Raw genomic sequence first — 25223 nt, forward strand, 5'->3', positions numbered from 1 at the left:
GAGTATATGCAATGAAAGGAATATAGTAAGACTTATTTCCCTGTTTCAGAGAGCTGGTGGAAGGTGTGAACCAGTACATAGATAAGTATGAAATTCAATCCTGGAGCATCTTTTTCAAAGTAAAGGGAGACCTTTATGAAGAATAAGACGGTCAAAAGATCGTTAACACAATTAAGAGGCAGACTATATGTTTGCAATTAGGGTGGTACCGCGGTGTAAATCGTCCCTGTCATTTAGGACAGGGGCGATTTTTTTATTAAGAAATACAAGAGTCTATAGTATGGAGAATTCACTTTATTATTAATTATTTTATATATATTAATTTAAGAGGAGAGAGGAATTATGGAATTACAAAAGAGGTTATTGCCACGTCATATCCGTTTAATGGCACTTGGAGGAGCAATTGGGACAGGGATATTTAAAGGCACTTCTGAAACTGTATCGATAGCAGGACCAGCTGTTATTTTTTCTTACTTGTTTGCAGGATTGCTCCTTCTTGTTGTGATGGGAGCAATTGCGGAGATGGCAATTGCATATCCAGGAATGAATATGAAAGGATTTATTCATAAAGCATTTGGAATGAATGTGTCTTTTGTTATTGGCTGGTTATATTGTTTTATGTGGTTAGTTGTTTGTATCATTGAAGTAATAGCGGCAGGAAGCTTTTTACAATATTGGTTTCCTTCTATGTCTTTATGGTCTTTAAGCTTTATTTGTGCACTGTTTATTGCTGCAATCAATTTTATGAATGTGAAACATTATGGAGAGTTTGAATTCTGGTTTGCAGGAATTAAAATTACAATGATTGTTTTGTTTATTATTTTAGGTGCAGCTATATTACTCGGCGTCATTCCGAGTGATGGATCTGAATACGCGTCTAATTATGTACAACATCAAGGATTCTTCCCGCATGGCTGGTCAGGAATATTTTCTGCGATGCTGATTGTCATTTTTTCTTATGGGGGTTCGGAGTTGATTGGTTTGACATTAACAGAAACGGAAGGTGCAGAAAAAATACTGCCTAAAGTGATTAAAGGGGTGATTGGGAGGATTGTATTGTTTTACACTTTACCTATTCTCATCATCTGCGGATTAATTCCCTGGAATGAAATCAGCAGCCAAGCAAGCCCGTTTGTACAAGTATTAGGTGCAGTAGGATTACAAGGATCAGCACACATTATGAACTTCGTCCTCATCACGGCCGTGCTGTCTGCAGCCAATTCTGGTATCTATGGCTGTACTCGTATGTTGCATTCCTTGTCGATTGACAGAGAAGCGCCAAAAAGGTTTTCATATGTTTCTAAAAATGGTGTTCCATTATATAGTGTGATTTTCAGTACTATTGTTCTTATCGCAGGGACGTTTGTAGCGTACGTTTCACCAGACCGTGTTTTTGGATATTTGATGGCAATTCCGGGATTTACGGTATCAATAGTATGGATAAGTATATGTCTGGCACAATTGAAGCTTCGAAAGACTTATACAAAGGAAGCTCATTTTAAAGTGTGGGGATTTCCATACGTGACTTTATTTACTGCAATAGCCTTAAGTGTGAGCTGTGTAGTATTTACTTTCAGTGAGGAGAACCGAGTAAGTATTTTTATTTGCTTAGGTATTGTGATTCTGTTGACTGTGTGCTCTGTTTTTGCAGGAAAAAAAGTAGTACTGACAGAGGAGAATACTATATTAAAGAGCAAGGTTCAAGGATAAGCGCAGCATAATGAGAATAGAGTCGTTAATAAAATAATACAGATAAAAGAAAGAGTACTCCTATTGGAGTGCTCTTTCTTTTATCTGCCGGACATCTATAACAGTGATAATAATCTTTCATTTGTTCAGAGGAATCTTCAATTGAAGTTGATACATCTTGAGTTATAATGCTGTATCCTATTAAAAATTCTAAAGTTAGAATGCATGAAAATAGACTTGCTAAAACTGATTGATTTTTACCCCAAGTTTTCCTTTTCAGTGAAGATTAATCCCTATTCTATGAAAGTACACTGTTCTTGGCATGTTACCTCTCATTTACTCCCTTATTGCAAGGAAGTAAAAATAAAGGGAAAAGAAAAAATAGTTACATCCTATATTAATGGAAGTTTTTATTCCCAATTTTCTTTAATAAAGTCATCTCTTCCAGATTCTTTGCGCTCATTTGCGTAGTGCTCAGGGTTTTTTTTGTAAAAATGCTGATGATATTCCTCCGCAGGATAAAACTGTGCTGCAGAAAGAATTTCAGTTACAACCGGCTTTTGAAAACGGCCGCTTGCAGCCAATTGATCTTTAGATTGTTCAGCCAGCTGTTTTTGCTCTTCTGTATGATAGAAAATCGCCGTACGGTATTGAGGACCACGGTCGAAAAATTGCCCGCCATCATCCGTTGGATCAATTTGAGGCCAGTAAAGATCCAGTAATTTTTGATAAGGGAAAACGATTGGATCAAAGGTAATCTGTACTACCTCATAATGTCCGGTCGTTCCTGTTTTTACTTGCTCGTATGTTGGATTTTCTACGTGTCCTCCTGCATAGCCGGAAATGACACTATAAATGCCAGGCTGTTCGTCAAATGGCTTAACCATACACCAAAAACAACCCCCAGCAAACATTGCTTTTTCCACATTCCTTTGTTTCATTCTGCTATTTGCTCCTTTCAAAGGTAAACCGTATATAATGGTTTGCCTTATTATATACTTTCTTTTTGTTATAACCAATTAATTTGTTTACAGGGGAATAGCTTTCTATTTAGTAAAGCTTCTCCTATTGTTTTCTTCTTTATTAATTAGAATATTATTCATTTGGTACTTGCAATTAAGTTTTTTAAGGAAAAATTAAGGAACAAAATTCATAATGAGCTTATCAAAAAGAAACAAGGAGGAATACAGATGGAATCAACTAAACAAAATTTAATAAAAATTTTACTCATTATCAATTTGGCAATAAGCACATGTGCAGCTATCGGAGTAGGATATGTGGCTTACAAACAGAATGAAACACCAAACTTTTCAAATATGGGTCAAAGAGGGAATGGACAGATGATGCCAGGTAATGGCCGATTCCAGTCGGGAGACAATCCATCAGATCAAACTCAATCGAATCAAGCTCAATAATTGAAAGGAGGATAACATCTTGAAAAAGTGGATAACGATTTCGATAATTGTTGTTGTAATCGGAGGGGCAGGCGGTTGGTTTTTTGTAGGAAAAAAAGATCAGGTTCAAAACGTTGCAGCTGCAGTCCAAACAACAACAGTTAAAAAAGGAAAATTAGAGGTCGCAGTCAGTGGTTCTGGATCGGTAACAGCTATTACAGATCAAGATATAACAGCTGCTAATACAATTCTTCTTGTAGATAGTGTAAGTGTAGCAACAGGAGATACAGTAGATAAAGGAGACACGCTTATAACATTTAAGAATGGTGATGTTATAACAGCGCCATATGACGGAGAAATTACAGCAGTTAATGTAAAAAGCGGAAGTGGAGCTTCTAATGGAAAAGTCCTTCTTCGTATCGAAAATGAAGATGGAATCACATCACCTGTAACAAAAGGAGACAGCGGGGAAAGTGCTGATAAAAGCAGCAGTACGAGTGGAAGCGGCTTAACGGTAGATACTGTGAGTGTAAAAGAAGGTGCTGATGTAGCAGCAGGTGCAACTCTTGTAACCTTCACAGATGGAAGCATCCTACAAGCTCCAGTTGCCGGTACTGTTACAAGCCTTGATGTGGTAAGCGGAGACTCTGTGCAAAGCTCAGCGACAGTTGCTCATATAACAGATTACAGTAAATTACAAACAACAATTAGTGTTGATGAATTAGATATTACAAAGGTACAAGATGGACAGAAGGTAACCATCACAGCAAGTGCATTTAAAGATGAAACGTTTGAAGGAACAGTAACCAAAGTAGCGACAGAAGGAACAGCATCAAATGGAGTATCTAATTTCGATGTAACTGTACAAATCACAGATCCAAAAAGCTTGAAAATTGGTATGTCAACAGAGGCAAGTATTTTAATAGAAAGCAAAGATGACGCAGTATATGTACCAATAGAAGCGGTTTATAAAAGCGGAGATGAAAAATATGTACTCGTTCCTGTGTCTTCGGATGATTCCGCACAATCAACAAAAAAAGTAACCGTAGAAACGGGTATTTCTAATGATACAAGTGTCGAAATTACAAGCGGTGTGACAGAAGGAGAAGCAGTTGAAATACCGAGAGTCCAGTCGAGCAATAATTCCTCCCAAGGGAGAATGATGCAAGGAGAATTTGGCGGATTCAACGGTGGAAATAGAATGGGCGGACAGCAGCCGTCATTTCCAGGTGGAGGAGCTCCATCAGGCGGCAGACAAGGAGGGAATTGATGAATATGACAGAGTCAATTATTCAAATTAACTCCATGACGAAAAAGTATGAGCTTGGCGGGGAAACAGTAATGGCTCTTAAGGATATTTCCCTCACTATTCAACAAGGGGATTTTATTTCTATCATAGGTCCATCAGGTTCTGGAAAGTCAACATTTATGAATATGATTGGATGTTTAGATCGCCCAGATACAGGAGAGTACTTGCTGGATGGTGAACAGGTAGGGAAGATGAAAAGCTCACAGCTTGCAGTGATTCGAAATGAAAAAATAGGATTTATTTTTCAAAACTTTAACCTAATACCGAAGCTATCAGCAGCTGAGAATGTAGAGCTTCCTCTTATATACAGAGGAATGAAAACAACAGAAAGAAGAAAAGTTGCTTTAGAGGCTTTAGAAAAAGTAGGACTAGCGGATCGGGCAAATCATTTGCCAACCCAATTGTCTGGAGGACAGCAGCAGCGTGTCGCAATTGCGCGCGCTTTGGCTGGAAATCCGCCTATTTTACTGGCAGATGAGCCAACAGGTGCGTTAGACAGCAAAACAAGTACAGAAATTTTAAAAATTATACATTCTTTGAATGAGCAGGGACATACCATTATTCTCATTACTCATGATTTAGAGGTAGCCAAACAAGCAAACCGTATAGTTCATATACACGATGGACAACTGTATGAGAGTGGGGGTGGGTGGTTTGCAGACTATAAAAATGGCACTGAAGAGCATTAAAGGAAACAAAATAAGAGCAATTCTGACGATGCTCGGTATTATTATCGGTGTAGCGTCTGTTATTGTCATGGTTGCGATAGGACAGGGATCTACAAAAGAAGTACAGGATCAAATCGGCAGTTTAGGTACGGATGTTTTAACCGTAAGAATCACAGGTTCGGATGTTACCTTTAAGGAAAAGGATACAAAACAGATTCAGGATGTTGACGGAGTAGAAGGAATTGCTCCAACTGTGTCAGGAAGAGTAACCGTAAAAAATGGGCAAACGAATTCACAAGTATCAATGACAGGAACAATAGCTTCTTATTTACATGTCCGTAATTTAGAGCTTCAATCTGGACGTTTCCTGGCAGATTTAGATAATGATAATCACTCAAAAGTGGCAGTGCTTGGTTCTGATACTGCACAAACACTATTTGGATTAGGTGATCCGGTCGGCGAATCTGTACAGGTAAATGGAACGTCTTATAAAGTTATTGGGGTTCTGAAATCTGTAGGTAGTTCATTAGGGACAAGCGGAGACAGCACAATTCTTGTTCCGCTTAGCACCGGGCAGCGTCTAGCTTCTACTACAAACATAGAATCAGTATATGTAAAGATAGAAAATGAAGATATGGTCAATTTCATATCACGCCGTATTGAACAAGCAATGTATACAATTATTGGTGATGCTGATAATTATAGTGTATCTAGTCCACAAGATCTGATGGAGACGGCAGCGTCTGTCAATAAAACATTGACCTTAATGCTAGGTGGGAGTGCAGCTATTTCTCTTGTTGTAGGCGGTATCGGTATTATGAATATTATGCTTGTATCAGTTTCAGAACGGACTAAAGAAATTGGTATTAGAAAAGCAATTGGAGCTAAACGCGGAAATATCCTGCTTCAGTTTCTCATTGAAGCAATTGTTTTAAGCTCACTTGGAGGAATCATTGGAATTGGAATTGGAATAATAAGTGCTCAAATATTTACTGTAGCAACGGGAACAACTATAGCTTATTCTGTGCCTGTTATATTGTCATCGTTTGCATTCTCTTTATTGGTTGGAGTTATATTTGGTGTATTTCCAGCGAATAAAGCCTCTAAACTGGATCCAATTCAAGCTCTTCGATATGAATAGAGCAAAACAAAGCGATCGCGTGCTGCGGGCGCTTTGTTTCGTTATTATATAGTAAAGGGGTGGTGTAATGCGTATATTGGTTGTCGAAGATAATATATCTTTATTGCAGTCCATTAAACAAATTTTATCTGAAGAGTTTGAAGTAGATTGTGCAGAAAATGGAGAAGAAGGCTTGTTTATGGCGTTGCAAAATATTTATGACCTTATTGTCCTAGATGTTATGCTACCGGAAATGGATGGCTTTACAGTTATACAAAACATACGAAATGAACAAATACAAACGCCTGTTTTATTTTTGACAGCTAAGGATTCGTTAGAAGATCGAGTAAGAGGCTTGGATTTTGGCGGAGATGATTATTTGACGAAGCCGTTTCAAGCACCTGAACTACATGCGCGAATCCGAGCACTGCTAAGGCGAAGTGGAAGCTTAACGACAAATCAAACGATTCAATATCGTGGAATCGAGTTATTTGGAAAAGAAAAAGATATTGTAGTAGACGGCGAATCTGTAAAACTAACACTAAAACAGTATGAGATGCTTGAATATATGATTCAAAACAAGGGAGCTATTTTAACAAAGGAGCAGCTCTACGATCGTGTATGGGGATTTGACTCTGATACGACTATAGGGATTATAGAAGTATTTGTTCATCAGCTACGGAAAAAAATAGAACCCTTTGGTTATCATAAGGATATTCAGACAGTACGAGGTATAGGATACATGCTGAAAGAGCAATAGGAGAGAAAACTATGTTTCAACGGACTCGTATTAGACTTACTATTTTAAACTCGTTAGTTTTTATCGTACTGATTGGCATTTTAGCAACCGTTATTTATTCGTATGCCCAGTCTCGTTTAGATTATGATGTGAATAAGGACTTATATGAAGCGGTACAACGAATTCAGCAAGATAAGGGGGGATTGCCAAGAGGACCAAGGGATCCGCGTATTGTTGTGTTGATTTGGAACAAAAACGATGAAATGCTTACTGTGAATGAGGATTCAAGTGTTTTTACCGATAATCCAGAGGCATTTCGTCCTAAGGACCTAAATAAACTGCAAGATATACAAGCCGAAGGGTTTTACTTTAGAGCAATTTCAATGAAGGGATATAAAACAACATCAGTACGTGGATATATTGAATCAGAAGAAATAACAATACAGCTTGTGCGAAACATTACATCTGAGCAAAGTATGCTTCAGACGTTGTTATTAATCTTAATTGTTGGTAGCAGCGTTGGCAGTGTTTGTGCGGTTGGGATAGGCTTCTTTTTAGCTGGGAGAGCACTTATTCCAATTAAAGAAGCGTGGCAAAAACAGCAGGAGTTTGTGTCTGATGCTTCTCACGAATTACGAACTCCTTTAGCTGTAATTCAAGCTAAAACAGATTTATTATGGCGTGCCCCTACCGCTACCATACAGGATAAGGCAGTAGACATCTCTGCTATATCTAAAGAGTGTCGCCGCTTATCTAAACTAGTTTCTAGTTTATTAACATTAGCTCGTTCCGACTCTAATCAGTTGGAGATGGAAAAGGAAGAGTTTTCGCTGAGCAACTTGTTACAGGAAATGGAGGAGCATTATTCTGAAATTGCTGTATATCAAGAGAAAATCTTGGAACTAGATGTAGCTTCTTCGGTTTCCTTTATGGGGGATAAAGAGAGAATATATCAGTTGCTTGTTATTTTATTAGATAATGCTCTTAAGTACACACAAGAAGGGGGAAGGATTGTTGTCTCTTGCTTCCAGACACTTCATACTGTTGTTATAAAAGTGCAAGATAACGGTATTGGAATAGAGGAAGAACATATCTCAAAGGTGTTTGATCGTTTTTATCAAGTAGACAAGTCACGCATGGCAGAAAGCGGCGCGGGATTGGGACTTGCCATTGCCAAGTGGATTATTGATAAGCATCATGGAAAAGTAAAAATAGATAGTAAGCTTGGAAAGGGAACATGTTTTGAAATCACTTTTCCAAAAAATCAAAAATAATTATTTATTTTTGTAGAGAATTAAATGGCTGCATAATGAAGCTTAAGGGAGAAATGACGTGCAAACTGAAAAAGGTTAGCACGTCATTTTTGTAATATAATGGATTATTTACTTTGACATTTTTGCTACAGCTTCACGTACAGATTGGATTTGCGCCATCTTATTGTCCCAGCAAGCTTGACTTAAATCTATCGGATACTCTTCAGGATTCATTGTACGTTTATATTCTTCCCACAATAGGTGCAGGTTTTGCTCAGTGTAGGCTTGAATGCTCTGTGCAGCGGGAGATTGATATACAAGCTCACCGTGGGTAAAAATATTTTGATGTAACTCACGTGCTTCAAAGTTTGTCACAAATTTACTTATAAATGTGTGAATAGGGTGAAACATTTTCAAGCGTTCTTCTTGCTGCGGGTGCTCCGCTTCTAAAGCAATGTAGTCCCCTTCTGAATGGTGATTGACGAGATTGATGATGCGATACACCTTCTTCAAGCCGGGGGTAGTAATTTTTTCTGGATTAGAAGAAAGCTTGATTGTGTCTACCATATCTCCGTTTTCGTTTTCAATAGAAACAAGCTTATATACAGCTCCTAGTGCAGGTTGGTCATATGCTGTGATGAGCTTGGTTCCCACACCCCAAACATCAATTTTAGCTCCTTGAGTTTTTAAGTTCATAATTGTATATTCGTCAAGATCGCTTGAAGCGATAATCTTTGTGTCAGTAAATCCAGCCTCATCCAGCATTTTTCTGGCTTCTTTCGAGAGATACGCCATATCGCCGCTGTCTAAGCGGATACCTGCAAAGTGAATTTGATCTCCCAGCTCTTTTGCTACACGGATCGCTGTGGGGACCCCGGATTTTAACGTATCATATGTATCAACTAAGAATACACAATTTTTATGCCGGCTTGCATATTTTTTAAAAGCAGTATATTCATCACGATATGTTTGGACTAAAGCATGTGCGTGAGTTCCAGTAACAGGGATATTAAATTTTTTACCTGCCCGTACGTTGCTAGTTGCTTGAAATCCGCCAATAAAGGCAGCTCGTGCTCCCCAAAGAGCTGCATCAAATTCATGTGCACGTCGCGTTCCGAATTCCATTAATATATCGTCCCCTACGACATGCTTCATTCGTGCTGCTTTCGTTGCAATTAATGTTTGATAGTTAACAATATTTAAGAGAGCAGTTTCTATCAATTGCGCTTCACCTAAGGGTGCATCTATACGAAGGATAGGCTGATTGCCAAATACTAATTCTCCTTCTTGCATCGAATACACAGTTCCTGTAAAACGAAGGCTTTTTAAATAAGAAATAAAATCCTCTTGATATCCAAGCTCTTTACGCAAATAAGTAAGATCACTTTCTGTGAATCGGAAGCTTTGTAGATAGTCTATAACCTTTTCTAATCCAGCAAAAACAGCATATCCGTTTCCAAATGGCAGCTTACGAAAATACAACTCAAACACAGCGCGGCGATTATGTATATTATCTTCCCAATACGTTTCTGCCATATTGATTTGATATAAGTCTGTGTGCAAAGCGTACCCATCATCTTCATATATGCCTGTCATTTTTATAACCTCCGATTTTAACAATTATAAAATATTTTCTACATTTTACCAATATATATACAACCTGCCAATGAAAAGGTCTATGTACTCGAAAGCTGATTTTTATAAGAATATTTGGGGTTATTTAGCGGTTAATTTAAATAAAAGAGGCAAATGAATTTTCTCATTTGCCTCTTTAGGTATTTTAAATTTGTTATGGATTTTCATTTTTTGCTTTTTTGTCATTGTCAGTGAAATCTGTTGAATCTTCTAAGCCAAGGTGCTGCTTTAAAATTGTTTGAATCTCGTTTACACTTTCTTCATCAGGTTCTGCATAATATACATTATTGATATATTCATCTGTACATTGGATTTGCATCTTTTCCATGTTTAACTGTGTACCTAACATTGTTTTTACAATGCCAATAAGATCATCAAAAGTTAAGTTTGTCTCCATATCACTTCCAGCAGCGTCAATTAGATCTGCCATTTTTGGTACGGAATTCAAAGAAAGAGCCTTTTTTGCCGCTGCTTCAATGATAAGCTGTTGGCGCTGTCCGCGCATAAAATCATTGTCGATGTGACGTGTTCTTGCTAAAGCTAAAGCTTGTTCACCATCTAAATGCTGGTAGCCTTTATTTAAGTGAATAGATCTGACTCCCTTACTATTCATTTCTGTAAAAGAAACAGGTACATCTAGATCAATGCCTCCTAATGTATCAATAATTTTAACGAAAGAATCAAAATTAAATTTTACATAATAGTCTACGGGTACATCTAAAAAGTTTTCTACTGTTTCAATTGTAGAGTTTGCGCCACCGTATGCGTAGGCATGAGTAATTTTGTTTTCTTTGTCCTTAACAGGAATATATACACGTGTATCACGAGGAATACTTACTAGTTTAATAGACTTATCATCTTTATTTAGTGTAGCTAACAATAATGCATCTGTTCGAAAAGCATTACCGAACTCTTTTTGATTTTCTTTTCGTTCTTGACTTTCATCTACACCCATAATAAGAATAGAGATATTATCTTCTAATGGCTTTACTGCTTCTAATCGTTTAGCCGATTTTTCACCACGATCCAAGCCTTTGTAGGCAGCTTTAGCCACATTTTGTGCTTTTTTATATAAATATGCTGTATAACCTGCTCCTCCAAATAGAAGAATTAAAAGAGGGAGTATTAAGAGTACAGCAATTCTTCGTCTTTTTTTCTTTTTACTAATGCTATATCGTACATCTGGGGACATCAACAGCCCTCCTTACTATATTTTTATACAACATATATCTTGACATAAAATGTGCTTCATGTCATTGATTTTTTTATTTTGTAACTATTTGTTAGTGGTTGGAGAAATAAGGAAATAGGATAATCTCATCCATATGATGGTACTAAATTCTATATTACTAAGAAAGAAGAGGGAGAACTAACATTCTTCATAACAAGCTAACTGATAAAAAAGTTCTATAAAGTAAAAAATCCCCGTCGAGAAATGGGTTCTCGATAGGGAGGACTTATACATGTTTTTTATAAGTGCTTTTCGCGATATGCCCGCTGGATACGATTTTCCCGTTTTGTGTAACGGTTCTATATGTGCTTACAATAATTTTTTCATCTGTTTCTTGTTCGATTTTAGTTGTTAAATTCGCATTTTTCCCATTGTCAGTTCCAAATAAACGAACGACAAGCTCCTTATTTTCAATGAAGGCTTGTACATATAGGTAGTGGTTCGTACTATTTTTAATTTTGAGATCTGGACCGCTATCGGCAACTGTAGCATCTAGTCCTAATGGGACATAGCCAACAGGAAAGGTATGATTGCTTCGTTGAACAATAGATAAGTCTTTACGTAATGCGGCATTATATAATGTACTGCTTACCTGACATACACCGCCTCCAGCATTCTGACTTATTTCTCCGTTCAAGTAAACTGCTGCGACTTTATAACCATTTGCTGCATTTGTTTTTCCCACTTTAGCGTTAAAACTTAATATTCCATCGGGTGCTACAAGTGCTCCATTTAGTCTTTGTGCAGCTCTTTGAATGTTATAGACTTGATTTGCATTCCGTTTTGCAAGAGAAGTACGTTCTTCAATAATAACTCCAGTTAATCCCATATGTTGAATGTCTTCTGTTGTTTTCTCTGGACGAACTTCCTTTACAGGAATTTGAATGGTTTGTTTTTTCTCTGTAATAGCCCGAGTGGCGAGTAATTTTAACTGCTCTTTATCTACGGTTTGTCCATTTTTACTTGGAGAAATATTGATTGTTGTACCTGTGATATTAAACGATGCATTTAGAGGCTGTACTAATTTATTGTTGTATTTATCTTGTATAAACATGTCATATTTTGCTTGATTTAAGTATGCTTCCATATGGAAGTTTCGTTTAAAGTGACCCTCCTCAGCTTCTTTGCGTAATTTATAGCGTTCGGAAATGGTACCCTCTTGTTGCTTGAAAATTTGCTCAGCAATCTCTGTTCCTTTGTATTCTACACCGATTTGTTCCCATGTAAAGGTATCCGCTTGATTGCCTAAACGAAGAGTGATGATTTGTTTGTTAAGTTGGTTAACTTTATCTTGTACAATTTTACTTACTTGTTGTTTTGTTTTACCTTGTAATGAGATGCCGTTAAAGGTAACATCGCCTAAAACATATGTATCCAATTGTTTGTTTAACTTTGTTGTATAGTGATATACACCGCTGCCAGCAATACTGCCTCCGATGCCAATAACAAGCAAGCCGCCAATAATCCAATTTCGCAGCTTCATTTTTTACCTCCCAATCCTTCCATACTAAAGGAAGGTCATTAATTTAATAATTACTAGTATACTACTAATGTGTTACTCTTGTAATACAAAAATAAAACTTGTTACCAATTGTAATTATTTTGTTATACAGCTAATGAGCACTTTGGGAAGCATATATTTTTTATACTTGGAGAATATTCCTGTTCCATAAGAAAGGCACCTTTGAGGGAAAGGTGCCTGTTTATTAACGGCGGGAATGAACTTCATAAATGGCGAATTTTAGGTAATCGCCTTCATCGGAAGCTAGAAGTTTAGGGTGGTCATAGCCTGCACCGCTCCAATGAATTTGCCGTAAAACTTTTTTTGCATCGTAAGCAGCTTTTTGTACCATTTCTTGAAACATATCACCGTGAATATGGTAAGAGCAGCTTGCTGTGACAAAGAAACCTCCGTCCTTTACGAGTTTTAATCCGTTTAAATTGATATCTTTATATCCGCCCAATGCTTTCTTTACTGCACGAGAGGATTTTGCAAATGCTGGGGGATCAATAATTACGACATCCCATAATTTTTGTTCTTCTACTGCTTCGCGTAAAAAGTCAAATGCATTCGCAGTCACAAAGTCAATATTATCAAATCCATTTAGTCGAGCATTTTGTTTTGCAGTTTCAATGGCATGTTCAGAAATATCCACTGCTGTTAGATGCTTTGCACCATAATGACAAGCATTGAGCATAAACGAACCTGTATGTGTAAAACAATCGAGAACAGTGGAATTAGAATCGATAAGAGGTTTAATGGCGGCACGGTTTTGTCTTTGATCAAAGAAAAACCCTGTTTTTTGTCCATTTTCGATGTCCACTACATATTTTACACCATTTTCTTCTATTTCTATTTCAGTGGGAGATTCACCATACCAAAAGCCTTTTTCCTGGTTTAACCCTTCAAGTTCACGTACATAAACATCGTTGCGTAAATAGATAGCTTTCGGCTGAAATACTTCCAATAGTCCTTTTAGCACCCATTCTTTACGCTTTTCCATACCAAGAGACAGAATTTGTACTACTAGCACGTCCTCATATTTATCCACAATAAGCCCCGGTAAAAAGTCAGATTCCCCATAGATTGCACGACAAGAGTTTACATCTGGAAGAAATCGTTGACGATAAGCCCAAGCTGCACGGATTTTTTCAATAAAAAAGTTTTCATTCAGTTCTTCATCTGGGTTTTGCGTCAGTACACGTACAATCATTTGTGACTTTGGATTTATGTATCCTTTTGCTAACAAGAAGTTTTGGTGATTATATACATCTACAAAGTCCCCTGGTTCGAATTCCCCTTCGATACGATTTACTTCACTTTGAAATATCCAAGGATGACCTTGTTCTAAACGTTTTCTGCGGTTTCGTTCTAAAAAAACTTTTGCCAAAATGTTCACTCCATTATTATAGTTTGTTTCTCCTTCATAGAGAATGAAGGAATAAGAAGCAGGTAGGAATACTTTCATTATTCATATTATCCAAACAAAGAGCGGGTTAAAAGTATAAGTTTTGAAGGATAACAGAACTTATAAGTACTTATGAAAAGGAGATAAGTATCCTGCTCTTGCATAAGCAAGTGCTTTGAGACAGGCAGTTACACCTACTAATAAGATTAGAGCAAGAAAAAGGATCAAGGATAACGATACAATGTAAGAAGACTCTCCTCGATTATACTAGATTTATTTTATATAAATATAGTATTTAAGAAGGGAGTTTTATTAATTAATTTAAAAATTTTGTGATTTGATTTACAGAGATTTATTGATTGCGCTTACAAAAATTATGATATATAGTGGAAGCGAGATAGAAAACTTTCATTTATATAGTGAAAATTTTACTATTGATAGAATAATAATTTTAATAGACAATAAGACTCTGATTATTAAATACTACAGCATAGGGGATAGAATAAATGATTGACACAAAAGATGTACGCATTGAACGTGATTTTCTTGGAGAAAAAGAAGTTCCACAGCATGCGTATTATGGTGTGCAAACATTACGAGCAGTAGAGAATTTTCCAATTACAGGATATCGTCTTCATACATCATTAATTCGAGCGATGGCTATTGTAAAAAAAGCGGCAGCCCTTGCAAATATGGAAACAGGTTATTTGCGATCAGACATAACTTATGCCATTGTACAAGCTGCGGAAGAAATTATAGAAGGTAAGCTCCATGATCAGTTCATTGTGGACCCTATTCAAGGAGGAGCCGGAACTTCTATTAATATGAATACTAATGAAGTAATTGCCAACCGAGCTTTGGAGATATTAGGAAAAGAGAAAGGTGATTACAAAACAATCAGTCCAAATACGCATGTTAATATGGCTCAATCAACTAACGATGCATTTCCAACTGGCATTCATATTGCTGTATTAGATATGCTCGAACAATTACTTATAACGATGGAACAGCTTCATGATGCTTTTGGGGAAAAAGCAAATGAATTTGATCATATTATTAAAATGGGACGTACTCATCTACAAGATGCGGTACCGATTCGTTTAGGACAAGAGTTTGAAGCCTATCGCCGTGTATTATCGCGTGATATAAAACGCATTAAGCAATCCCGCCAGCACTTGAATGAAGTGAACATGGGGGCAACAGCGGTAGGAACAGGACTGAATGCTGATCCGCTTTATATTGAAAGAGTAGTCAAACACCTTGCAAATATTAGTAAGTTTCCGCTTGTAGGCGCAGAAGACTTGGTAGATGCGACACAAAATACGGACGCCTACACTGAAGTATCTGCTGCACTCAAGGTTTGTATGATGAATATGTCTAAGATTGCTAATGACTTGCGTCTGATGGCATCTGGCCCTCGTGTTGGTCTTGCAGAAATTCAGCTACCGGCACGTCAGCCAGGTTCTTCTATCATGCCAGGAAAGGTAAATCCAGTTATGGCAGAAGTTGTGAATCAAGTAGCATTCCAAGTCATCGGCAATGATCACACCATTTGTTTAGCATCTGAAGCTGGACAAATGGAACTGAATGTGATGGAACCAGTGCTTGTCTTTAATTTGCTCCAATCCATCAGTATTATGAATAATGCATTTGAAGTATTCCGCAAGTATTGTATTGAAGGTATTACAGCAAATGAAGAAGTGTTAAAGCAATATGTCGAGAAGAGTGTAGGAGTTATAACAGCAGTGAATCCGCATATTGGTTATGAAACAGCTTCTCGTATTGCGCGTGAAGCAATCTTGACAGGAAAATCTGTACGCGAGCTATGCTTACAATATAAAGTGTTAACAGAAGAAGAACTGGATATCATTTTAGATCCATTTGAAATGACTCATCCTGAAATTGCAGGGGCATCATTATTAGCAAATAAGCAAAAAACATCGTAAAAAAGACGGCGAACTGCCGTCTTTTTCTATTGAGGAAAGGATTTTAGATAACTTTTGGAAAATACATACAATGTGAATAGATATGACCGTATATAAGAAAGGAGGAGATGTAAAGTGAATGATGTGTTTATTAAGACAGATACACAAAGAGCAATGCTTACCAAGCTCAATCAGCTGACTAGAAAGTTTCAAGAACGTGAACCTGAGCTGGACCAATTGGGTTCCTTTCCCTACGAAAATATTCAAAACTTAAAAGACATAGGTTATACATCCTTATCGATTGCAAAAGAATATGGAGGAGAAGAAATTTCTTTATATGATTTTCTGCTGTTTCAAGAAAAAATCGCAGAAGGTGATGGCTCTACAGCATTATCAGTAGGATGGCATGTCGGGATTATGCTGGAATTGACGGAAAATCCTCGCTGGGAGTCAAAATTATTTGCGCAAATTTGTTCGGAAGTAAAAAAAGGAGCTTTATTGAATCGTTGTGCCACAGAACGAAATACAGGTAGTCCAACACGCGGCGGAAAACCGGAAACAACAGCTTATGAAGGAGAGAGTACATGGGTGTTGAATGGTCAGAAAACATTTACAACTATGTCTTATATACTCGACTATTTTCTTGTATCAGCAACTATACAAGGAAGTGAGGAAGTGGGAGAATTTCTCGTTCCTTGCAGTGCTAAGGGGACAAGGATAGAAGAAACATGGGACAGTGTCGCATTACGAGGTACAGCCAGCCATGACTTAGTGATGCAAAATGTTGAAATTCCAAAAGAGTACTTGGTGGAAATAAGAAATAACGGCAAAAAGAATAATCATGGATGGCTCTTGCATATCCCAGCATGTTATTTAGGAATTTCTCAAGCTGCACGTAACTATGCTTTGCACTTTGCTAAAGCATATAAACCAAACAGTGTAAACGAGCCGATTTATACACTCCCTAATGTGCAAAGATTAATTGGTGAAATGGAATTAGAGCTTTTACAAGCACGTCACTTTATGTATAGCGTAGCTGAAAAATATGATGCTTGTGATGAACCCCATGAACTTCAAGCAGAATTATCTGCTGTCAAATATACAGCAACTAATGCAGCGATTTCTATAATAGATAAAGCAATGCGTATTGTCGGAGCAAGAAGTTTATCGGAAAAAAATCCGCTTCATCGATATTACCTGCATGTACGAGCTGGTTTACATAATCCGCCGATGGACGATATTACCTTAACACAGTTAGCGTATAAGGCAATAGAAAATGTGAAATAAATGAGATTCTAAAAAGAATAGGGCTTTCCTCTTCAACATCATTCAGTTGAAATCGGACTGAGCGGAATTAGTAGACATCCTTTCATATTCTAAATGTATTATTTATTACCATGATATCTACTTTTAAATGTTATATGCTTTGAAAAGGAGCAAAAGCAATGAAAGAAAAGATTATAACCGAATTAAACCGAATTGAAAGAGAAAATCATGTGAAGATTTTATATGCAGCAGAATCTGGGAGCAGGGCATGGGGGATCTCATCTAAAGGCAGCGATTATGATGTTCGGTTCATCTATATCCATAAACCGGACTGGTATTTATCTATTGAACAAAAAAGAGATGTATTGGAATATCCTATTAATAATTTATTAGATATTAGCGGCTGGGATTTACGAAAAGCGCTTCAGCTTCTGATGAAATCTAATCCTGCCTTATTGGAATGGCTGCTATCTCCTATTGTCTATTCAGAACAGCACGATATTGCTGAACAACTTAGGAATATCAGCAATGAATATATATCTTTAAAAGCAAGTATTTATCACTATCTGAATATGGCAAGCCGAAATTATCGGCATTATCTACAAGGAGAACCAGCGAAAATCAAGAAATATTTTTATGTTCTTCGTCCCTTACTGGCTTGCATGTGGCTGGAGAAACAGAAAACGGTACCACCTGTGGCTTTGGATGAATTGCTAAAGCTAGAAGGGGTATCCTCGGAAATTTTAAATGAAATTCAATACCTGTTAACCAGAAAAAAAGCAGGAGAAGATTTCGGTTTAGGAATATCCTTTCAAAAGTTGCATCAATTTATTGAAGAGAAGCTTCATTATTATCAAGAATACGTGAAAGATTTGAGAGATATAAGAGAATTGAAAGCAGAAGCGCTCAATGTACTGTTTCGAAATACATTGAGGAAAGTATGGTAAGAAATGTAGGGACTAACTGGCAAGTCCCTACATTTTGTCCATATATTCTTTTATCATTTCATACGACATTGGACCGACATGCTTAAAGCGAATGATGCCATTTTCGTCTAAAAAGTACGTTGTAGGAACAGAGATAATTTCAAAACGATTAGCATATATCCCTTTTTCGTCAAGCAATATAGGGAAGGTAAGGTGATTTTTATCTTTAAAGGACTTTACATTTTCAATACTGTTTTCACTTTCTGTTAAGTTTACTGCCACAACTTCTATTCCATCACTGCTCATATTTTTATAAAATTGTTCTAGTTCTGGCATTTCAGCTCGACATGGAGGACACCACGTTGTCCAAAAATTAAGCATTACTTTCTTGCCTTTTAAATCAGAAGTTTGTATTTTGGATCCATCAAGCTGTGGCAAGCTCAAATATGGGGCTGCATTGGGAGTTTTTAACCCGATAGGAGCGTCGGAATCTGATGGCTCGTTCACTGACTTTTCTACCAATAGCGTATTATGTAATACAGCCCATCCAGCCAGTGCTAATAGCAGGGCTATAATAATATATTTGTTCATTTTTTCTCCTCCAGATTCGTAATATTCCAATGTTTTTCCATGATTAGAAGTGCAAAGATAAATACGATATAAAAAGTTTGCTCTTTTGATAGACCGAATATAAAAGAGGTAGACTGAAATAAAGAAAGAAATAATAAAGCTAATAAAAAGTACATAATATACGTAAGAAATTTTTGTTCAGCTATATGCTTGAACAATAGATATGTAAACACGTAACAAATAATCCCCTGCAATATTCCAGAGAAGGATAGTGTGAAAAGAAATGCGTTCAGCAGCTTATAAGTACCAAAAAATATTGTAATGCCAACGCAAAGCGGCAACAAATAAGTATAAGTTGATATATTTAGTTGTTTCCTTTTTTTAAATAAATAAAATCCACTGACTAAAAAGGATAACCAATATCCCAAATATCCTCCATTGAAATATAACAATGTCATGGGGTTATGCCATATATTAATAGGATGAAACACGGCATAGCTCAGTTTCCAAATAACAAGTCCATAGAAAAAAGCATTTGTAATGATTTCATGTAAAGAAAAGGCAATCTTGCTCGTACTATAACGAGTAAACAGATAAGCAAGAAGAGAACTGATAATAAATATAGCTGTCCCTTTTGGTAATACAATGGTCCCAAAAATATGTAAAATGAAAAACACCTCATTTTTCTATATATCTTACAGTTAATGGTATCAAAGGTGTTTTCACGTTGTCAAATACCCGATAAGGTATGATATAATTTATATGGATGGGGAATTTTTATACAAAGGGGAAGCAGCTATGCATGAATTATTATCTTTTACTTTATTAGGATTAACATCCTTTTTTACACTTATTAACCCACTTGGAGTTATGCCGATTTTTATGACGATGACAGGAGAGTTGCAAGAGCAGGAACGAAAACGAACAGCTAAAAAAGCAGTGTTCGTATCTTTTATTATTTTAATGGTATTCGCATTTACAGGACAATTGTTATTTAAGTTTTTTGGTATATCTGTTAATAGCTTAAAAATTGTCGGGGGAGTTATTTTCTTTTTGATGGGACAAGATATGCTGCAAGCGCGTCTAGTGAAAACAAAGATTTCTGAGAAGGAAGTCAGAACATACGTTAATGATATCTCAATTACGCCATTAGCGATTCCCATGATTTGCGGACCAGGAGCGATTACAAACGCAATTGTATTAATGGAAAAAGCTAATACTATAGATATGAAGGTCATCTTGGTAATAGCAGTTGCTGTAATTTGTTTTCTTACTTATATTATTCTATTAAATTCTTCAAAACTGATTCGTGCTTTAGGGGATACGGGCAATGATGTATTAATGCGTTTAATGGGATTAATAGTCATGGTTATTGCAGTGGAATTTTTTGTTAGCGGATTAAAGCCGATTGTACAAGATATTCTTCATATATGATGCTCCTACACACTTTTTGAATGATATAGAACAATGTATATAGATTCTAATAAAGTATATAGACAGTATAGTCGTTGAAATTGATATGTCGAATAAACAAAGAAGTCCGCATATTGATGCTAGAAAACTAAAGCAAGCTGCACTAGATATAAATGCTGTTAAAAGGTCAGGTAGTTGAAAGATATGTGAGAAAAGAATCCATATCATTTGGCTTTTTTGACAATCAAAACTCTTTATAATACTATACCATTACAGGTATAGAAAAGAGGAGGGAGTTCATGGAATACACTCAAGAAATGAAAAATCGTTTGCGACGCATTGAAGGACAAATTCGCGGTGTACTTCGCATGTTAGAAGAGGAAAAAGATTGTAAAGAAGTGATTACTCAATTAAGTGCATCCCGTTCTGCCATAGATCGAGCTATAGGTTTAATTGTTGGAACAAATTTAGAGCAGTGTTTACGTGAACAAATAGAACATGGTGATTACGCTAATCAAAATCTTGTAAAGGAAGCTGTTCAGCTTCTTGTAAAAAGTCGTTAATTTGCCGAAGCAGCTCGCTAAATGCTTATTTAGAATGTAGAAACAGAGGATTCGAACACTTAAAAGGTAGAAAATAGCATTGCAGGGACATATTTTTCATAAAATGCGGAAACCTAAGATGAAAAATAAAAAAGGAGGTTTCCAGAATGGACATTAAACGAGCAAAGCAAATTTTATCTTCCTCAAGTCAAGTTGAAGTTCATTATCATGGTGTGCCGGTATGGATTGATAGCTGTGATGAAGCAAGCGGTATGGTAAATGTACATGATATGAAGTCAGCAAGGAAGGAAATCGTACAAGTAAATGTTTCTGAGCTGGAAGAGCTTGGTTAGATCAGACGTTTGTCTGATCTGTTTTTTTGATTTTACTCTTACTATTGAAGGCATGATATGATGGGGGGCATTCGACATTGTCCTTTAGTGTTATAATCAAAACTCAGTTCTTTCACATTTGCACCCCTCAATTTAGTTCATTGCAAGAGCAAAAAAAGCACTCGATAAACGAGTGCTGTAAAAAAATGATTCGTATTTCAAGTCTGAGAAGATGAAACTTACTGATTCAAGAAACGTTTTTCGATATCATCAAGCATCAAATTAGCTGCCAGTACACCGCCTGCAGTGTTCCAAATTGTGTCACTAACTTGGTACACTTGCTTATTCTTCGCTACTTGCAGGTTTTGGAATAACGGATCGTTAATCCATTCCTGTTCTACTTTTGTACCTTCGCCATCTCCTACGTCATATGTGAAGTAGAAGAGGATGTCACCTTCCATTGCTGGAACACGCTCTTTTGTTACACCCTTCTCTGCAAAGTCATCTACGTTTTGAGAGTCCGGGCGTTGGAAACCAAGTTCTTCTAAAATAACACCAGAGAAAGTGTCTTTATGATAAATACGTACATCACCAGGCATGAAACGTACCATAGAAACTTTTTGGTTTAATTTGTCGCCAAGTTCTGTTTTTAATGAAGCAATGCGGTCTTCATATTGTTTCATTACTTCTGCGCCTTTATCTTCCATATTTAATGCTTTTGCGTAAAAAGTAAAGTTTTCTTTCCAATCGCCCCGTAATGTTTCAGCGAATACTGTTGGAGCAATTGCAGTTAACTGTTCATATACTTTTTCTTGACGCATTTTATTACCGATAATTAAATCAGGCTGTAATGCTGCGATAGCTTCTAAATTTACTTCGCTTTCTGTACCTACTACTTTTACATCAGTCATTTCATCTTGAATATGATCATACCATGGATTGCCTGTCCAAGATTTAACAGCACCCACTGGTGTTACACCCATTGCAAGTAATGCTTCTGTTCCTTCATTTGTTAAAATAACTACTTTTTTTGGAGTATCTTTTACCTCGGTAGTACCCATCGCATGCTGAATAGTATAAGATTGCGGTGCTTTAGCTTCTTGTTCTTCTTTTTTGGTCTCTTCTTTAGTGCCGCATGCGCTTAGTAGAAGAGACAGTGAAAATACAAGGAAAAGCAAGCTCCATGAAAATTTTTTCATAATATGTAACCCTCCGTCATAATGATAATCGTTTTCACTTACAACTATGATAATAAATGTCATTACGAAACGTGTCAATAATTAGTTGATAAAAATTCTCATTATCATTGACACCCATTCTCTTCTATTCTAGACTTATTTTATAATATATATTTATACAGTCGTTTGAGAAGGGGAAGCAGCAATGATTTTGAAAACAAAACGAGCAAAAATCATAGGAATGATTGCTATAATCATTCTTACCCTATTCAGTATATGTGCTAGCATTGTTTACGGATATACTGATACAAGCTGGAAAACAGCGATAGATGCATTTAAACATTTTAATGGTTCAAATGAACATATCATTATTACCTCTGTGAGATTACCGCGTGCATTGATTGCTGCAACTGTAGGAGCAAGTCTTGCTGTTGCAGGAGGGATTATGCAAGTGTTAACAAAAAATCCCCTTGCTTCTCCCGGTATTTTAGGAATTAATGCAGGTGCTTCTTTTTTTATTGTATTCGCAGTTACAGTGTTTTCTGTTTCTTCGATGAATTCATTTATGTGGATCGCATTTGGCGGAGCAGCAATTGCCTCAATTCTTGTATATACAGTTGGTTCATTAGGAAGAGAAGGACTGACACCTATGAAGCTTACACTTGCAGGTGTAGCAATGGGGGCTTTGTTTTCTTCTTTTACACAAGGGCTTCTTGTTTTAAACGAAACAGCATTGGATCAAGTACTATTTTGGCTCGCCGGTTCTGTACAAGGACGCAAGCTTGAAATGTTGAAAGATGTGTTCCCTTATTTAGCTGTTGCATGGCTCGGGGCTTTTATCATGTCACGAAAAATCAATATCCTCATGATGGGAGATGATGTCTCCCGAGGACTTGGACAGCGTACAGGAGCTGTAAAAGGAATATTGGCTGTTCTTGTAATTTTGTTGGCGGGTGGAGCAGTTGCAGTTGCTGGTCCGATTGGTTTTATCGGCATTATTATTCCGCATGTTGCCCGTACTTTTGTTGGTATTGATTATCGATGGGTTATTCCTTATAGCGCATTGTTAGGTGCAATTTTATTATTGGCAGCGGATATTGCTGCACGTTATATTCTTATGCCGCAGGAAGTACCTGTCGGTGTTATGACGGCACTTATCGGAACGCCTTTCTTTATATATATTGCACGTAAGGGAGTACTTGGCAAATGAAAAAGTATATATCATTTCGAATGGGAAAAGGGTTTATTTCCTTTTTAATTGATAAAAAAGCATTACTTACATTTCTTAGTTTACTTGGATTACTTATTGCATTATTTTTTATCAGTGCTGGAATGGGGGAGATGAAAATTTCTCCTATCGAAGTATTTCAAGTATTGATTGGAAAAGGAAACGAAATGTATGAGCTTGTTGTCACTGCATTTCGGCTTCCTCGTATTGTCGTTGCTATATTGGTAGGCGCTTCATTGGCATTAGCTGGAAGCGTTTTGCAGGGACTGATACGCAACCCGTTGGCTTCTCCTGAGATTATTGGAGTGACAGGCGGAGCAGGTGTAGCGGTAGTGTTATTTTTGGCCTTGTTCAGTGATAAAAACAATGCCCTGACAATTAGTATTCAATGGCTTCCACTTGCAGCATTCATTGGAGCAACTATTGTTGCTTTGTTGGTGTACGCATTAGCATGGAAATATGACGGGGTATCACCTCTCCGTCTGGTTATGATTGGAATCGGTGTGTCTGCATTGATGCAGGCGCTTACGACATTGTTTATGATTCTAGGGCCTATTTATCAGGCAAGCCAAGCGAACATTTGGTTAACAGGAACTGTATATGGTTCGAATTGGAATAATGTAGGAATTCTTACCCCTTGGACAGTGATTCTTGCTGTGTTAACATTAATGTCAGCAAGAAAATTAAATGTACAAGAACTGGGAGATGAATTGGCAATTGGTCTCGGAAGTTCAGTTCAACGTCATCGCTTGTTGCTGCTTTTACTTAGCACTGCTTTAATTGGCGGAGCAGTAGCGTTTGCGGGTGGAATCAGTTTTGTAGGATTAATGGCTCCTCATATTGCAAGAAGACTTGTAGGCTCTGCGTTCGGTGCATTATTGCCGGTGGCTGCTGTGGTCGGTGCTATTTTGGTAGTAACGGCGGATTTGATTGGGAGAACGATAGCAGCACCGCTTGAAGTGCCAGCAGGGGTGTTCACTGCAGCAATCGGTGCGCCATATTTTATATACTTGCTGTATAAAAGCCGCAATGCTTAAGAAAATTTACAAAAAAGGAAGATGTCAAGTGGAAGCTTTACAAGCGAAGAATTTATCATTGTCTTATGGAGATTCCCTTATTATAGATGATTTAGGTTTAGAGATTCCAAAAGGGAAAATCACTGTATTTATTGGAGGAAACGGCTGTGGTAAATCTACGCTGCTTCGCTCATTTGCCAGGCTGTTAAAGCCTTCCGCAGGAGCTGTGTTGTTAGAAGGGAAAACAATTGAAAAGCTGCCGACAAAAGAGGTAGCTAAGCAGTTAGCAATTCTTCCGCAAGGACCAACAGCACCAGAAGGATTAACGGTATTGCAACTCGTAAAGCAAGGGCGTTATCCATATCAAACATGGTTAAAGCAATGGTCAGAACATGATGAGGAAATGGTGCAAAAAGCATTAGAAGCAACAGGTATGAAAGATCTTGCCCACCGTCAAGTGGATTCTTTATCAGGTGGACAGCGTCAGCGTGCTTGGATTGCCATGACGTTAGCACAGGAGACTGACATTATTTTATTGGATGAGCCTACAACATATTTAGATATGACTCATCAAATTGAGATTTTAGATTTATTGTTTGAACTGAATGAAAAAGAAGAACGTACAATTGTAATGGTACTGCACGATTTAAACCTGGCTTGCCGGTATGCACATCATATTGTTGCTATCCGGGATAAGAACGTCTACGCTCAAGGAAAGCCCGAGGATATTATTGATTGTAAATTGGTTCGCGATGTGTTTCGTATGGAGTGCCAGATTACATCTGACCCACTTTTCGGAACGCCGTTATGTATCCCGCAAGGAAAAGGGAGATGCATTATAAAAAATCAACAAGTACTAGCAAGATAAAGACGATGAACA

Annotated in this window: 23 protein-coding genes and 1 other annotated feature; of the genes, 16 read left to right on the top strand and 7 right to left on the bottom strand. The window is 37.2% G+C overall.

From position 1 onward, the window contains the following. The first annotated feature begins 2 nt into the window (after nt 1-2). Nucleotides 3-231: a binding site (T-box leader), on the top strand. A gap of 111 nt (nt 232-342) precedes the next feature. Beyond that, nucleotides 343-1710 carry an amino acid permease gene (locus J7Q84_RS14220; RefSeq protein ID WP_209095225.1) on the top strand — a complete coding sequence of 456 codons (1368 nt, stop codon included), beginning with the start codon at nt 343-345 and terminating at the stop codon, nt 1708-1710. Nucleotides 1711-2099: 389 nt separating this feature from the next. On the opposite strand, the gene msrA is transcribed toward J7Q84_RS14220, so the two are convergent. Beyond that, nucleotides 2100-2630 carry a peptide-methionine (S)-S-oxide reductase MsrA gene (gene msrA / locus J7Q84_RS14225; protein ID WP_209095226.1) on the bottom strand — a complete coding sequence of 177 codons (531 nt, stop codon included), beginning with the start codon at nt 2628-2630 and terminating at the stop codon, nt 2100-2102. 249 nt (nt 2631-2879) lie between these two features. Here msrA and J7Q84_RS14230 point away from each other — a divergent pair, with 249 nt between their 5' ends. The 6 genes from J7Q84_RS14230 (at nt 2880) to J7Q84_RS14255 (ending at nt 8193) form a co-directional block, all read left to right on the top strand. Continuing rightward, nucleotides 2880-3104, top strand: a complete 225-nt coding sequence (locus J7Q84_RS14230; RefSeq protein WP_209095227.1) for a hypothetical protein — start codon at nt 2880-2882, stop codon at nt 3102-3104. A gap of 19 nt (nt 3105-3123) precedes the next feature. Then, nucleotides 3124-4353, top strand: coding sequence for an efflux RND transporter periplasmic adaptor subunit (locus J7Q84_RS14235; RefSeq protein ID WP_209095228.1), 1230 nt, complete (start codon nt 3124-3126; stop codon nt 4351-4353). A gap of 5 nt (nt 4354-4358) precedes the next feature. Next, nucleotides 4359-5081: an ABC transporter ATP-binding protein gene (locus J7Q84_RS14240; RefSeq protein WP_247739285.1), complete on the top strand. Its 723-nt coding sequence runs from the start codon at nt 4359-4361 to the stop codon at nt 5079-5081. Then, a complete protein-coding gene (locus J7Q84_RS14245; RefSeq protein ID WP_209095270.1) occupies nt 5062-6201 on the top strand; it encodes an ABC transporter permease in 1140 nt (379 codons plus the stop codon). Before J7Q84_RS14240 ends, J7Q84_RS14245 begins: the two co-directional genes overlap by 20 nt. Before the next feature lie 67 nt (nt 6202-6268). Beyond that, nucleotides 6269-6940: a response regulator transcription factor gene (locus tag J7Q84_RS14250; RefSeq protein ID WP_209095229.1), complete on the top strand. Its 672-nt coding sequence runs from the start codon at nt 6269-6271 to the stop codon at nt 6938-6940. Between the two features lie 11 nt (nt 6941-6951). Then, a complete protein-coding gene (locus J7Q84_RS14255; protein ID WP_209095230.1) occupies nt 6952-8193 on the top strand; it encodes a sensor histidine kinase in 1242 nt (413 codons plus the stop codon). A gap of 108 nt (nt 8194-8301) precedes the next feature. On the opposite strand, the gene J7Q84_RS14260 is transcribed toward J7Q84_RS14255, so the two are convergent. The 4 genes from J7Q84_RS14260 to J7Q84_RS14275 form a co-directional block, all read right to left on the bottom strand. Further along, the gene (locus J7Q84_RS14260) at nt 8302-9768 is read right to left on the bottom strand and encodes a nicotinate phosphoribosyltransferase (RefSeq protein WP_209095231.1); all 1467 of its coding nucleotides are present in this window, start codon (nt 9766-9768) and stop codon (nt 8302-8304) included. A gap of 193 nt (nt 9769-9961) precedes the next feature. Next, complete coding sequence (locus tag J7Q84_RS14265) at nt 9962-11002, bottom strand: LCP family protein (RefSeq protein WP_481747558.1); 1041 nt, start codon at nt 11000-11002, stop codon at nt 9962-9964. Between the two features lie 262 nt (nt 11003-11264). After that, a complete protein-coding gene (locus J7Q84_RS14270) occupies nt 11265-12521 on the bottom strand; it encodes a VanW family protein (protein WP_209095233.1) in 1257 nt (418 codons plus the stop codon). 223 nt (nt 12522-12744) lie between these two features. Continuing rightward, complete coding sequence (locus tag J7Q84_RS14275; protein ID WP_209095234.1) at nt 12745-13929, bottom strand: class I SAM-dependent rRNA methyltransferase; 1185 nt, start codon at nt 13927-13929, stop codon at nt 12745-12747. Between the two features lie 524 nt (nt 13930-14453). Between J7Q84_RS14275 and aspA the strand changes: the two genes are divergently transcribed. The 3 genes from aspA to J7Q84_RS14290 all read left to right on the top strand — a co-directional run bounded on the left by aspA (nt 14454) and on the right by J7Q84_RS14290 (nt 18085). Continuing rightward, entirely contained in the window at nt 14454-15893 is a 1440-nt protein-coding gene (gene aspA, locus J7Q84_RS14280) for an aspartate ammonia-lyase (RefSeq protein ID WP_209095235.1), read from the top strand. 114 nt (nt 15894-16007) lie between these two features. After that, nucleotides 16008-17159 carry an acyl-CoA dehydrogenase family protein gene (locus J7Q84_RS14285; protein WP_209095236.1) on the top strand — a complete coding sequence of 384 codons (1152 nt, stop codon included), beginning with the start codon at nt 16008-16010 and terminating at the stop codon, nt 17157-17159. Between the two features lie 158 nt (nt 17160-17317). After that, complete coding sequence (locus J7Q84_RS14290) at nt 17318-18085, top strand: nucleotidyltransferase domain-containing protein (protein WP_209095237.1); 768 nt, start codon at nt 17318-17320, stop codon at nt 18083-18085. Nucleotides 18086-18112: 27 nt separating this feature from the next. On the opposite strand, the gene J7Q84_RS14295 is transcribed toward J7Q84_RS14290, so the two are convergent. Next, nucleotides 18113-18655: a TlpA disulfide reductase family protein gene (locus J7Q84_RS14295; RefSeq protein WP_209095238.1), complete on the bottom strand. Its 543-nt coding sequence runs from the start codon at nt 18653-18655 to the stop codon at nt 18113-18115. A 777-nt stretch (nt 18656-19432) separates the two neighbouring features. On the opposite strand from J7Q84_RS14295, the gene J7Q84_RS14300 reads away from it, so the two are divergent. The 3 genes from J7Q84_RS14300 to J7Q84_RS14310 all read left to right on the top strand — a co-directional run bounded on the left by J7Q84_RS14300 (nt 19433) and on the right by J7Q84_RS14310 (nt 20942). Beyond that, nucleotides 19433-20068: a MarC family protein gene (locus J7Q84_RS14300; RefSeq protein WP_209095239.1), complete on the top strand. Its 636-nt coding sequence runs from the start codon at nt 19433-19435 to the stop codon at nt 20066-20068. A gap of 278 nt (nt 20069-20346) precedes the next feature. Further along, nucleotides 20347-20610, top strand: coding sequence for a metal-sensitive transcriptional regulator (locus J7Q84_RS14305; RefSeq protein ID WP_209095240.1), 264 nt, complete (start codon nt 20347-20349; stop codon nt 20608-20610). 146 nt (nt 20611-20756) lie between these two features. Beyond that, nucleotides 20757-20942, top strand: coding sequence for an H-type small acid-soluble spore protein (locus J7Q84_RS14310; protein ID WP_209095241.1), 186 nt, complete (start codon nt 20757-20759; stop codon nt 20940-20942). A gap of 218 nt (nt 20943-21160) precedes the next feature. Here the strand turns inward: J7Q84_RS14310 and J7Q84_RS14315 are convergent, their stop codons facing one another. Next, complete coding sequence (locus J7Q84_RS14315; RefSeq protein ID WP_209095242.1) at nt 21161-22120, bottom strand: ABC transporter substrate-binding protein; 960 nt, start codon at nt 22118-22120, stop codon at nt 21161-21163. A gap of 184 nt (nt 22121-22304) precedes the next feature. Here J7Q84_RS14315 and J7Q84_RS14320 point away from each other — a divergent pair, with 184 nt between their 5' ends. Genes J7Q84_RS14320 through J7Q84_RS14330 form a run of 3 tightly spaced genes read left to right on the top strand, consistent with a single transcriptional unit; the run spans nt 22305 to nt 25211 of the window. Beyond that, nucleotides 22305-23309, top strand: coding sequence for a FecCD family ABC transporter permease (locus tag J7Q84_RS14320; protein WP_209095243.1), 1005 nt, complete (start codon nt 22305-22307; stop codon nt 23307-23309). Beyond that, entirely contained in the window at nt 23306-24364 is a 1059-nt protein-coding gene (locus J7Q84_RS14325; protein WP_209095244.1) for a FecCD family ABC transporter permease, read from the top strand. Before J7Q84_RS14320 ends, J7Q84_RS14325 begins: the two co-directional genes overlap by 4 nt. A 28-nt stretch (nt 24365-24392) precedes the next feature. Next, nucleotides 24393-25211: an ABC transporter ATP-binding protein gene (locus J7Q84_RS14330; RefSeq protein ID WP_348519862.1), complete on the top strand. Its 819-nt coding sequence runs from the start codon at nt 24393-24395 to the stop codon at nt 25209-25211. The last annotated feature ends 12 nt before the right edge of the window (nt 25212-25223 follow it).

It is taken from the genome of Bacillus sp. 165, from assembly GCF_017742235.1.
In the GTDB taxonomy this organism is placed as follows: Bacteria; Bacillota; Bacilli; order Bacillales; family Bacillaceae_G; genus JAGHKQ01.